At 67.5% G+C, this 12,428-nt stretch carries 7 protein-coding genes and 1 pseudogene; 2 read left to right on the top strand and 6 right to left on the bottom strand.

Going from position 1 to position 12,428, the window contains the following annotated elements:
- Positions 1-225: 225 nt before the first annotated feature.
- From OHA88_RS11370 to OHA88_RS11345, 6 genes are all read right to left on the bottom strand, one after another.
- Positions 226-879 carry a hypothetical protein gene (locus OHA88_RS11370; protein WP_328625393.1) on the bottom strand — a complete coding sequence of 218 codons (654 nt, stop codon included), beginning with the start codon at positions 877-879 and terminating at the stop codon, positions 226-228.
- A gap of 493 nt (positions 880-1,372) precedes the next feature.
- A complete protein-coding gene (locus OHA88_RS11365; protein ID WP_328625392.1) occupies positions 1,373-3,250 on the bottom strand; it encodes a CocE/NonD family hydrolase in 1,878 nt (625 codons plus the stop codon).
- A 710-nt stretch (positions 3,251-3,960) separates the two neighbouring features.
- Positions 3,961-5,199: an Ig-like domain-containing protein gene (locus OHA88_RS11360; protein WP_443044366.1), complete on the bottom strand. Its 1,239-nt coding sequence runs from the start codon at positions 5,197-5,199 to the stop codon at positions 3,961-3,963.
- A gap of 336 nt (positions 5,200-5,535) precedes the next feature.
- A complete protein-coding gene (locus tag OHA88_RS11355) occupies positions 5,536-5,697 on the bottom strand; it encodes a hypothetical protein (RefSeq protein ID WP_328625390.1) in 162 nt (53 codons plus the stop codon).
- A 125-nt stretch (positions 5,698-5,822) separates the two neighbouring features.
- Positions 5,823-6,983, bottom strand: a complete 1,161-nt coding sequence (locus OHA88_RS11350; RefSeq protein WP_328629657.1) for an ROK family transcriptional regulator — start codon at positions 6,981-6,983, stop codon at positions 5,823-5,825.
- Positions 6,984-7,338: 355 nt separating this feature from the next.
- Positions 7,339-9,333, bottom strand: coding sequence for an OmpL47-type beta-barrel domain-containing protein (locus OHA88_RS11345; RefSeq protein WP_443044365.1), 1,995 nt, complete (start codon positions 9,331-9,333; stop codon positions 7,339-7,341).
- Positions 9,334-10,215: 882 nt separating this feature from the next.
- Here OHA88_RS11345 and OHA88_RS11340 point away from each other — a divergent pair.
- The gene (locus tag OHA88_RS11340) at positions 10,216-11,193 is read left to right on the top strand and encodes a multicopper oxidase domain-containing protein (RefSeq protein ID WP_328625389.1); all 978 of its coding nucleotides are present in this window, start codon (positions 10,216-10,218) and stop codon (positions 11,191-11,193) included.
- Between the two features lie 203 nt (positions 11,194-11,396).
- A pseudogene (locus tag OHA88_RS44595) lies at positions 11,397-12,425 on the top strand (ThuA domain-containing protein); the annotation flags it as partial.
- Positions 12,426-12,428: the final 3 nt, after the last annotated feature.

The raw sequence follows: 12,428 nt of genomic DNA, 5'->3' as shown, positions 1-12,428 counted from the left end.
CAGCTCTCGTCCAGGTTCGCCCTGCGCGATCCGGTCCATCAGGCTGGGGCGGCGCCGAAGGGCGTGTCCCAGGCCGTGAACGCGAAGACAGCGCCCCCCAGCGCGAAGACGCCGCTGGCCTCGGCGAGCCCTGCCCCGCGGCCTGAGCGGCGGGTGCCCCGGGAATCCGGGTCATCGCGGCGGCAGCTTCGGCAGTGCAGGGCCTACGGGGAGTGCCTGTTCGGCTCAGGTGCGGGGGCGGGAGCGGAGGTAGCCGGGCAGGTGGCTGTCACAGCAGGCCCACCTGGTGCCGTACTTGTCGGTGACGGCGTACTTGGGTTCGTCGGTGCAGGGGTTGTTCTTGCTGCCTCCCCAGGTGCACCGCCGTCGGCTGTCATCACCGGGGAAGAGATCGGGGTGGTGATCGTTGATCTCGACTGCGGTGGGGCGCTGGCCGGTTAGGTCCCCGACTGCGAGGATCTCCTTGGCGCCGAAGGCGCGGCTGACGCCGGAGGGCGTGAGGCTGGCAGCCTGACCGAGGGTTTCCAATGTATGCGGGCGCGGAGTGACGTAGACCCGGCCGTAGGCCAGGAGCAGCCGAATCTGCTCATCGGCGGCCTTCTTGATCGCGACGAGGTCCTCAAGAGCGGCGAGAAGCGGATCGTAGTCCGGGCCGTGGTCTGCCGCCGCGGCTCCCATTCTCCGGACGAAGGCCGTGCGGGGCCTCCACGCGTCGTCCACCGCGGCGCCGCGCGCGCTCGGAGGGGTCTGGTCGTTCTCGGGGAAGTACGGCAGCGGCCAGCGGACCTGGGCGGATACGCGCGCGGGCACTAGGCACGCCTCCACCGTCCACACCGGCAGCGCGCTGCGGGCGATGGCCGCTTTGCGGAACCTGGCCATCGGCAGGCTGCGGCTGCTGGGAGGATGCGCATCCAATCAAAATAATTGCGCGTGCATACTCTCGGGGAGTGATCTTGCGACTCGCGGGAACCTCAACATCAATTGGCTCTGTTGTGCCTGGTCAAGGGAATTCGTGAACGACCCACCGAACGGCAACCTACGGGTTGTCGCCACGTGCTGGTTGAGACTCGTCTCAACCAGCACTTTGTGTTTTCCGGAGTCGTGGACGAAGGCGAGCCCGTTCTGCCTGCCGAATGGCGTGCGCACGCGCCATTCCCCACCACGATGCTGACGGGCTACGACGCATCCGGAGAATTCAGCAGAGGCTCTGGCACCGCCCACTCGTCGTCAGTCAACTCCCCCTGCCGCACATGATCAGGACAACGCGGCACTGATCGGGGGAGACGTCGCCCGGTGCCGGGGTCGGTGCCGGACGGTGCTCCGGAGCGGGGCCCGGAGCCGTGCCGGCCGGCGCCGACCTGTGGGCGTGGGATCAGATGTGGCCGCCGGGCGTCACGGTGAAGGATGCCGGACCGGCCGGCAGGTCCACCGTGTACTGGCGCAGGTAGGTGTCCAGATACGGTGAGCGGTCTCCCTGGCCGGCCACGTCGTCGGACGGGTTGTCCAGGGACAGCCTCAGCACGGCGCCCGAGACATTGATGGTCCGACCCGATGGGATGTCACGCCACGACCCGGTCTGGATCGAGCCGATCTCCACGGCCAGGACATGCCCGGCCGCCAGCGTCCAGTCGGTCGCCTTGAGGTCGACGCTCATCCGGCCCGCCTTCAGCAGGGAGACCTGCTCGTCGAACATCACGGCCTTGCCGTCCGGGCCGACGTCGTAGAGCTTGAGCATGACGTTGCCCTCGCCCTTCGCGGTCAGCGAGATGTTCGGTGTGGCGGTCACCCGTACGTCCTGGGCGAGTGGCTGCGACCAGACGAAGAAGCTGGAGCCGACCTCACCGGCCTGCTGCCTCTTCGCGATCCCCTTGGCCAGCCCCTTGGGCACCGGCTGCTCGGTCGCCGGCGCCTTCTCCATGTCCCAGTTGCCCGACGGCTGCACCGCCTTGGGCGCCGGTGTGCCGGCTGCGGCAAGGCCGGCGCGGGCGGAGGCACCGCCGTCGTCGAGGTAACTGCCCCTACCCAGCGGGAGGGTGACGTCGCGCTCCACCACCGGCCAGGTGTCCTGGGCCCGCCAGTGACCGGTGGAGTCCTCGACGGAGTACGTCGGGTAGTCGACCGAGGGCTGAACTCCCTTGAGGTACTGGTCGTAGAAGGACAGCGCCTCGTCGTACCAGCCCTCGCGACCCATGGCCAGGCGACCGTCGCTCACCCGGTCGCCACCACGCACGTGGTCCCACTGGCCGACCCAACCGCGCTCCGGGCCGGTGTGGTTGGTGAGGTACTCCTGCATCTCCTCGGGCTTGGTGTTGTTCTCGATGAAGCCCTGGGTGACGAAGAGCGGCGTGTTGGTGCCCCGAGCCATCTTGGCCAGGTCACGGGAGGTCCAGAACGGGTCGTTCCGGTCGGATATCCGGTAGCCGGCCGAGTTCTCGGTCAGGCACCCGGGGTGGTCGTCCTCGTACCGGGCGTTGGCCTGATAGTGCCCGTCGTCGTCCGACAGCGGGGCCATCGTGGCAATGCCGTTGTAGGCATTCGCGGTTCCGGTCACATTCGGGCGGGGGACGCCGTTGGAGTAGATGTACTGATACATGTCCCAGAGGGGTTCCCCGGCGACAACGGCCTTCAGCGCGGACTGCTTCAGGTCGTTTCCGATGAGGCCGGTGACGGCGTCGTAGGACTTGCCGTACATGCCCACCGCGCCGGTCGACCACGGCCGGCTCGCGGCCCAGTTGATCGCGGCCTTCACGTCGGCCTGCTCACCGGGACCGCCCCAGTCGAGGCAGCCGGTCGAGCCGCCGAAGCCGCGCAGGTCGACCATGAGGAACGCGTAGCCGTGGGCGAAGAGGTCGCTGCCCTCGATGAAGTCCTGGAAGCGACTCGAGGGACCGGTGTGGGTCCAGCCCTCGGGGTTCGTCTGGCCCATGTGCCCGAAGTACGGGCCGATGGAGAGGATGACCGGCACCTTCTGCCCGGCGGGCACGCCTTCGGGCATCAGCAGGTCGCCGTGCAGTTCGGTACCGGAGCCGTCCGAGGACGGGAAGTAGTGCTGGGTCCAGACCGAGCCCTTTGGGACACGGTCGTTCTGCTCGTGCGTGATGCCGTCGGTCGCGGTGGCGGCCGCCGTGGTCGGGGTCTGAGCGGAAGCGGCGCCCGGTGACGCGACGGCGGGGCCGGCGAGTGCGCCGGTCAGCGCCAGAGTCGTGACGAGTGCCGAGGCGGCCCAGCCGGGCGCGCGACGTCTGTTCACATGCTCTCCCGAGTCGTCGATACGTAGCGGAACGGCGTTTCCGGTCGAGCGGCAGCGCCCTGCCCGCCATCGCAGGGACGATGGACGGTCGCATACATGTCAGGAACGGGACCATGTGTGCGAACCCTGGCCGGAACCTTTGGCGAGCGAGCCTAAGGTCAGCACTGAAACGCGTCAACGGTGCTGTGTGTCCGTCGTGTTACTGATGTGACGGCAACAAGTCCGCTTCTGGCAGGGGAGGTTGTGGGAGACGACGGTGGAAACGTCTACTGCATCCCAGCGGATGGGGCTGGTTTGCCATGTCGGCCGGGTCTTCGCCGGCCCCCGCCACGACCCTGAAGGCGGCAGCCGGGAACTGCCCTGGCCGCCTGGCGGCCGGACCGCAGGATGCGCCGTGGAGGGAGGACATGATGGACGACGCCGCGCATGACCTGTGGCCCCGGGGAACTTGAACATCGCGCTGTTCGCGATCAGCCTCTTCCATCGCAGTACCAGGCGGGACCGGCGGGCGATGGGCGCACAGTACCGGTGTCGAACAGTCCTCCGGTCCGCCGGTATCGGTCGCCTGTCGGGCGACGTGACGCAACCGCGGTCCCACACGCGGCGAGGGCTGCTCGAGCGCTCTGACGCCGCAGGCGGCGGGCGACACGGTGTCGCCCGCCGCCTGGCGGAAGGGATTCAGGTTCAGATGCCTGGGGAGTGACGTGGCGTCAGCCGGTCGCGCTGCCCGCCACCCACTCGCTCCACGGCATGTTCCAGTCGCTGAGGCCGTTGTCGGGGGCCAGCGTGGTCTTGTCTTCGGAGTTCTTGACGATCACGACGTCACCGATCATCGAGTTGTCGAAGAACCACGCGGCGGGCTGCTTGCCGTCGCCACCGCCCTTGACGTCCTTCAGGCCCACGCAGCCGTGGCTGGTGTTGACCTTGCCGAAGAGCGCGTCGGCACCCCAGTAGTTGCCGTGGATGAAGGTGCCCGAGGCGGTCAGGCGCATGGCGTGCGGTACGGCCTCGATGTCGTAGGAGGGCTTGCCGTCCTTCTTCGTGAGGCCGACGGTCGCACCGTTCATGTGGACCTGCCTGAACTTCTCGGAGATGACCATCTGACCGTTGTACGTCGGGTGCTCGGTGCTGCCGGACGAGATCGGGATGGTCTTGATCGTCTTGCCGTCCCGTACGACGGTCATCTGCTTCGTCTTGGCGTCGACCGTGCTGACCTGGCTCCGGCCGATCTTGAACGTGACCGTCTTCTGGGTGCCGTTGAGGTTGAGCGTGACGGTGACGGTGGAGCCGGGCTTCCAGTGGTTCTTGGGGCGGAAGTCCAGGCGGTCGTCGTTGAACCAGTGGCCGACGACCTGCTGGCCGCTGCTGGAGCTGACGTGGATCTTCGACTCCATGGCGGCCTTGTCGCTGATCGCCTTGCCGAAGTTGACCGTCACCGGCATGCCCACGCCGACGGTCGAGCCGTCCTCGGGGGAGAGATGCCCGATGAAGTTATTGGCCGGGGAGAGCGTGGTGATCGTGGCGTTCCCGGTGACGGAGCGGCCCTTGGCGTCCTTGGCCTCCGCGGCGACCTGATACCTGGTGGCCCGCTCCAGTCGGCCGTTCGGCTTCCAGGATGTGCCGTCGGCGGACAGGGTGCCCGGAACCTCGACGCCGGTCGCGACGGCGGTCATGGTCACCTTGGTGAGCTTGCCGTTGCTGACGGTGACCTTGACGGAGTCGTTGATCTCGACGTCGTAGGCACCTTGTTTGGGCGTGATCTTTATTCGGGCGTCGGAAGCCTCCTGGCTGGCCGCCTGCTCCGCCCGCGCCTGCGGTTTCGGGTGATTCCCGACGTCGTCACCGCTGGTAGCAGCGTTGCTGGTACCGCCGAGGGCCGTGAGTGAGACCACACCGCCGAGTACACCGACCGCAGCCACCAGCCGGGTGCGTCCTATACGTGTCGTGATCAAACGCTTCTCCCTTGTCACTGGTCGTTGAATCCCTGGAGCTGGATGCCGAGGGAGTGCAGCTAGTTATAAAACCATTTATATGGGCTTATCTGTCCTTAATGAGTAAATTGTGGTGAAGGCCACGCGCCGTCGAGCGCGTCGCCGAGGCCCTGCTCGAGTAAGGGACGGCGCGTAGTCGATCCGCTCTCGCCGCCCGGAGCCGATCATGGCGGGATGCCAGGTTCAGGCGGAGCGCCCGGCCGATGTTCTGCACGATCTCGACCTGAGCCGCGGGTGTCGGCGAAGCAGATTGGAATGGGGTGACGAGCGCTGCAGCGGTGCCGGGCTCGGAAATCAGCTCGCCTCGGTGATAGCGGGTGGACCGGCGCCGCTCATCGCGGCGGCGATCGTCGAGCACACCGGCTCCCGCACAGGGATCAGCTGGTACATCGTCGGCTGCTGCGCCGTCGCCGTGATCGCGCTGCTGTTCATGCCACGCCAGGCGCCGGCGCTCACGGCCTCGCACGGTACGGTTCCGTGGCGCAGCAAGACCGCGTCCTTGCCGGGAGAGCTCGGACCGGCAGGGCGGTACAGACGTCGCCCCGGCCGGAGCCGTACTGGCCTGATGACCTTTCGAAGCGTCAGGCCGGTGAGAAGATGTGGTCGCTGATCAACCGGGTGGCGCCGACGACGCCGGCGACCTGGCCGAGCTCGCCGAGCACGATCGGCAGGTTGCCGGTCGCCAACGGCAGCGACTGACGGTAGACCTGGGTGCGGATGCTCGCCAGGAGGTTGTGGCCCAGTCCGGTGAGCCCTCCCCCGATGACCACCAGGCCGGGGTTGAAGAAGCTGACCAGGCCGGCGATGACCTGACCGGTACGTCTTCCTCCCCAGCGGATCAGATCCAGGGCCGTGGCGTCCCCGGCGCCCGCGGCGGCCGACACGTCCTCGGGAGTCAGCCTCCCGGCCGATTCGAGCCGTCCGGCGAGCTCCGTCGAGCGGCCGGACTGGGCGAACGTGGTCGCGTCGCGTACGAGGGCGTTCCCGCCGAAGTACGCCTCCAGGCAACCGGTGTTGCCGCAGGCGCACCGCGGCCCGTCCGGGTCCACCTGGATGTGGCCGATGTCGCCGGCACTGCCGGTGATACCGCGGTGGACCTCGCCGCCGACGACGATGCCGCAGCCGATACCGGTCCCGAGCTTCACGCACAAGAAGTCACGTACGGACCGGGCGACGCCGGCCTGCTGCTCGCCCAGGGCCATCAGGTTCACGTCGTTGTCGACGAGGACGGGGCAACCGAGCTCCTGGCTCATCGCCTCGCGGACGGGGAAGCCGTTCCACCCGGGCATGATCGGCGGCGCGACGGGGACACCCTCGGGGAACCGGACGGGTCCCGGAACGCCGATCCCGGCGCCGTCGAATTGTTCCGCCAACCCCGTCTCGCGCAGCTTGCCGACCAAAGCCAGTACCCGCTCGACGACCGCGACCGGGCCGTCGCGCACGTCCAGCGGCTCGGCCACGTGGCCGAGGACCTCCAACTCGGCGTTGGTGACCGCGACATCCACGGAGGTGGCGCCGATGTCCACGCCGAGGAACCGCAGCGACGGGGAGACCCGGACGTTGTGCGAGCGGCGGCCGCCGCGGGAAGCGGCGAGGCCGTCCGGGACGACCAGACCGGTTTCCAGCAGCCGGTCGATCTCGAACGCCAGTGTGGAGCGCGACAGCTCGACCAGGTCCCCCAGGGCGACCCGGGACTGTGGGCCGTGGTCGCGCAGGAGGCGGAGCAGCCGGGCCTGATGCATATTGGCCGGTCGAACCGTCGTACTCCTCACGCCGCCCCCGTCGTGGTCAAAGCCGTTCGCATGCCCGGTGCTTGGGGGCGCGACTTCCACCGGACCGTAGCACCGTGCCGTCGACGGCAAAAGAAACTTGTGCACCGAGTAACAGGACACTCATCAGGAGATGGACAAAGCTGGTTCGAAGCAGCACAGTCTCGCTACCGCCCAGGTTCCTGCAGAGGGCGGCCATGCCCGATGGGGTGGAGCCGTCCAGCTCTCCACCCCATCGGTTTTGGTGCGCTGTCCGGTTCGCTCGGCAGGCCGCTGCCGCAGCCGGCCGAGGCACACGGCTCAGGCGGCGTCACCGCCCGGCCGTGACTCAGCGACCGGCGGTACCGTGGTGCGGCATGCCGACGTCGGACTGGCCGGCCGCCTTCTTGATCAGGGCGGCCTCCCGCTGGTCGAGGACCCCTTCCTTGCGCAGCGTCGTGACGATCTCCCCGACGTGCGAGACGAACGCGCCATGGTTGTTCCAGGCCCGGTGATCCTCGATCAGCTCGTTGACCGTGCAGCCGTTGGTCGTGACGCGGTTCGGGACACCGGTGTTGATCGAGCCGAGGAACACGGTGGAGCGGTCGTCCCTTTCAGGACAGTTGGTCGGCGGCTTACTGTCGGCGATGGTGAGGGACAGCGACTGCGACGTGGCCGTGTTGCCGGCCTTGTCGGTGGCCCGGTAGAGCAAGGTGTGGCTCCCGGCTCTGTCGATCACCACCGGTGCGGAGTACTGCAGGTAGGGGCCGCCGTCGAGGGAGTACTCGATCCCGGCCACACCCGACCCCGTGTCCGAGGCCGTCACCGTCACCGTCGCACTGCCGACGTAGTCACCGGAGTCGTTCTTCGTGCCGGAGACGGAAGCCGACACCTGCGGCGGCGTCCTGTCCTCGGGCGGAGCCGTCACCACGGTGAAGTCGACCGATTTCGCCGACGAGGTGTTGCCTGCTTTGTCGGTTGCTCGGTAGGTCAGCGTGTGCCGGCCCACGTTCCTCACCGCAACTGGCGCTGTGTAATTACTGTATGAGGCGCCGTCGAGGGAGTATTCGATTCCGGCCACACCGGACTCGGCGTCCGAAGCGGTCACTGTGACGGTTGCGCTCGATACGTAGTTTCCGGCGGAGTCCTTGGTTCCGGACACTGTCGCGGAGGTGTCGGGTGGTGTGGTGTCCTTCGGTGGTTCGGGTGCTACGACGGTGAAGTCGACCGTTTTCGCGGGCGAGGTGTTGCCTGCTTTGTCGGTCGCTCGGTAGGTCAGTGTGTGCCGGCCCACGCTGTTGATCTCAACTGGCGTTGTGTAGTTGCTGTATGAGGTGCCGTCGAGGGAGTATTCGATTCCGGCCACACCGGACTCGGCGTCCGAAGCGGTCACTGTGACGGTTGCGCTCGATACGTAGTTTCCGGCGGAGTCCTTGGTTCCGGACACTGTCGCGGAGGTGTCGGGTGGTGTGGTGTCCTTCGGTGGTTCGGGTGCTACGACGGTGAAGTCGACCGTTTTCGCGGGCGAGGTGTTGCCTGCTTTGTCGGTCGCTCGGTAGGTCAGTGTGTGCCGGCCCACGCTGTTGATCTCAACTGGCGTTGTGTAGTTGCTGTATGAGGCGCCGTCGAGGGAGTATTCGATTCCGGCCACACCGGACTCGGCGTCCGAAGCGGTCACTGTGACGGTTGCGCTCGATACGTAGTTTCCGGCGGAGTCCTTGGTTCCGGACACTGTCGCGGAGGTGTCGGGTGGTGTGGTGTCCTTCGGTGGTTCGGGTGCTACGACGGTGAAGTCGACCGTTTTCGCGGGCGAGGTGTTGCCTGCTTTGTCGGTCGCTCGGTAGGTCAGTGTGTGCCGGCCCACGCTGTTGATCTCAACTGGCGTTGTGTAGTTGCTGTATGAGGTGCCGTCGAGGGAGTACTCGATTCCGGCCACACCGGACTCCGCGTCCGAAGCGGTCAGCGTTACGCTCGCGCTGCCGACGTAGTTTCCGGCAGAGTCCTTCGTTCCCGACACCGTCGCTGACGTATCCGGCGCAGTGGTGTCGTCGCCGGGCGCGGTGGTGACGATGAGCTCACCCGACATCATCTGGTGGCCCGGCATCGCGCAGTAATAGTGGTAGACGCCAGGTGTGAGGGTGACTTCGGCAGTGTGCCTGCCTCCCTCGGAATCGAAGGGGCTCGCCAGGATGTTGAGGCTGACGTCGCTGTTGTAGTCGGGGTTCGAGGCGTCGAACGTCAGGGTGTGCGACAACCCCGACGTGTTGCCGGTCGCGGCGCTGCTCTCGAACACGATGGTCGCCTTGCCGGCCACCGCGGTGGCGGGAGCTGATGCGTAGCTCATGTAATCGTTGCCGGCCGTCCAGGTGAGCACCTGGGTCGCTGCGGTCTCCTCCGCGCGATTCACCGCCGCGTATGCGGCCGGAACGGCCAATGCGAAAGCCGTGAAGACAACGGCCATCAGCGCCATCAGCGCCGGATGCTCGCTGAATCGGTCACGTAGCGCGGATCTTGAGGGGGGCGGATCCGTCTGGGCATGGAGCAGTCTTCTGAACACCGCTGCACCTTTCGGGAATTCGCTTGTGCGGCACCGCGCAGGGACTCGCGGTCCCGCCGGATGGACAACCAGCCGCCGGGATGAGCGCGTTCGAGACGCGAGTACTCCGCTCACCGGACCGGCGCCCTGGACGGAACGGGGCGAGTGCCGCGCTGCGGTTGATCACCCGCGCGACGACGGCGGGGCCGCCGTCACTCACGCACAGGCAGCATCCGCCCCTGTCGCTGCGAGGCTGCCGGCACCGCGAACCCGAGGGCGGGGGTCACGCAACCTCTTTACCATGCGGCAACGATGGGAAGTTAGCGGGTCTTTTGACTATCCGCCAAGACCTATGACGGGAATCCAACCAACTTTGACCTGAGTCTGGAAAAACTGGATGAGTGCCCGCTACGGTGTCCAGGTCTCGAGGCGCATCCCCTTCGCCCAGCCGATCCGATCCCGGCTGTAGCCCGCACATCGTGCCAAGCCGGACTGCTTCCACCGGGGTCCGGCCAAGTCGGACCGTCTCCACCGGAGTCCGGTCCGACGACCGCCCCGCCTGCCTCGCGGGGCCGAACGCCCGGCGCACCACCGCGTACCGCCGTGACGGGACAGCCGCCGTCGGCGGCGGCTCACACCACGACCACGAAACGCCTTCGGGCACCTTCGCGTTTCGAGGATTGGAGAGCGATGACCGACTCAGGCACAGGCACGAGACGCTTCTTCTCCCGGCGAGCGTTCGCCACCGGCGCGGCCGCCGCGGCGGTCGTGCCCACGGTGCTCGGCGCCTCCGCGGCCGCCCCGAAGGACAAGCCCGGTGAAGGAAGCGGTCAAGGAAACGACAAGGGGACCGTCCGTGAGCTGACGCTGTACATGGAGAACCTGCCGAACGGGGAAATGGGCTACGGCCTGGAGCCCGGTAAGGCGTCGATTCCCGGCCCGCTCATCGAGCTGACCGAGGGCGACACGATGCACATCGAGGTCGTCAACAACCTGGCCGTCGCCGCGAGTCTGCATGTGCACGGCGTGGACTACGACGTCGCGAGCGACGGCACCAAGATGAATGACAGCGTTGTCGAGCCGGGCGGCCGGCGGACTTATGTCTGGCGCACCCACGCCCCGGGACCGAACCACGACGGTACGTGGGAGGCCGGCAGCGCCGGCTACTGGCACTATCACGATCACAACGTGGGGACCGAACACGGCACGGGCGGCCTCAAGAAGGGTTTGTACGGCCCCGTGATCGTGCGCCGCAAGGGTGATGTGCTGCCCGACAAGCAGTTCACGGTCGTGTTCAACGACATGACGATCAACAACAAGGCCCACCACGACACCCCCACCTTCACGGCCGTCCGCGGCGAGCGGGTGGAGTTCATCGTCATCACCCACGGGGATTTCTTCCACACCTTCCATGTGCACGGCCACCGCTGGGTGGACAACCGCACCGGGATCCTGCAGGGTCCGCAGGACGTGAGCCGGGTCATCGACACCAAGACCGTCGGCCCCGCGGACTCCTTCGGGTTCCAGGTGATCGCGGGTGCCCGGGTCGGCGCAGGTGCCTGGATGTACCACTGTCACGTCCAGAGCCACGCGGACATGGGCATGGCCGGGATCTTCCTCGTAACCGAGGCCGACGGCACGGTCCCCGGCGGCATGCCCCATCACTAGAAGGCAGTGGCGGGGTCCCGATGCGGGCTCCGCCCCCGAAGCCGCGCCCGTCAGGCCTGCCTGACGGCCTGACGGGCGTGTACCAACCTGCCGCCGGTCGGTCCTCGCCCGCCAGGACCGGAGGCGAACCTGACCTCCCTGTTCCGGCACCTCGTCCTTCCCGGGCAGCGTGACCGCCCGCCGAAAGCCGTCGCGCCCGGCGCATGCCGGGCGGGGCCCCTGCGGCAGCCCTCGCTCCATCCCCTGATCACTCTTCCGTTTCCGGATCGAGTCAAGGAGCACACATGGGCAAGAGAGACCGGTTCGCCCTGTCGAGACGAAGCGGATCACCGCCGTCGCGTCCTGCGCGGACCACTCGTCACGCGTGGCCCTGGCGCCGCGCGGTCGTTCTGCTGTCGAGCGCCGCACTGACGGTGGGGCTGTCCGGGCTGCCGGCCGTGCAGGCACAGGCGCAGCCGCCCGTCGAAAGCGTCAGCCAGGACCAGGGCGCCGCCACCGAAACCCGGGTGAACGTCCTGGTCTTCCACGGACCGGCCGCCAAGCAGGACGACCCGGTCAACAAGGCCACGGCGGCGATCGAGAACCTCGGCGAGAAGAACGGGTTCAAGGTCGTCGAGTCCGAGGACGCGAGCGTGTTCAACACCGCCGACCTCGCCAAGTATCGAGGGGTGGTGTTCCTGTCGGCCGACGGCGTGACGCTCAACGCCGAGCAGGAAGCCGCGTTCCAGTCGTACATCAACAACGGCGGCGGCTTCGTCGGCGTCCACGACGCCGCCCGGGCCCAGTCCGACTCCTCCTGGTTCACCGGGCTGATCGGCACCCGCCCTGCCCTGGGCCTCCCCGACCCCGAGAAGGTCGTCGAGAGCGCGGTCAACGGGGACAACCCGCCGAACGAGACCAAGGACAAGCTGTTCGACGGCAAGAACGACACCAAATGGCTGGCCCGTACGCCGACCGGCTGGGTCACCATGAAGCTGGACAAGCCTGCCGCGGTGGTCAACTACGCGTTGACCTCCGCCAACGACTCCTCGGGACGGGATCCGAAGGATTGGAAGCTGCAGGGCTCGGAGGACGGCGAGACCTGGAAGACCCTCGACACCCGGACCGGCGAGACCTTCTCGTCGCGGTTCCAGACCAGGCAGTTCCAGTTCACCAACAGCACGGCCTACCAGCACTACCGGCTGGAGATCACCGCCAACAGTGGTGAGCCGCTGACCCAGCTGGCCGAGCTGCGG

It is taken from the genome of Streptomyces sp. NBC_00353, assembly GCF_036108815.1.
Taxonomy (GTDB): Bacteria; Actinomycetota; Actinomycetes; order Streptomycetales; family Streptomycetaceae; genus Streptomyces.
The sequence above is the reverse complement of the archived record's forward strand: the minus strand, read 5'-3'. Positions and strand labels throughout refer to the sequence as shown.

Bases quoted from the DNA above. Each gene is read 5' to 3' on its own strand.
- OHA88_RS11345 (WP_443044365.1), bottom strand. From the start codon at position 9,333: ATGAGCTACGCATCAGCTCCCGCCACCGCGGTGGCCGGCAAGGCGACC.
- OHA88_RS11350 (WP_328629657.1), bottom strand. From the start codon at position 6,983: ATGCATCAGGCCCGGCTGCTCCGCCTCCTGCGCGACCACGGCCCACAG.
- OHA88_RS11340 (WP_328625389.1), top strand. From the start codon at position 10,216: ATGACCGACTCAGGCACAGGCACGAGACGCTTCTTCTCCCGGCGAGCG.
- OHA88_RS11370 (WP_328625393.1), bottom strand. From the start codon at position 879: ATGGCCAGGTTCCGCAAAGCGGCCATCGCCCGCAGCGCGCTGCCGGTG.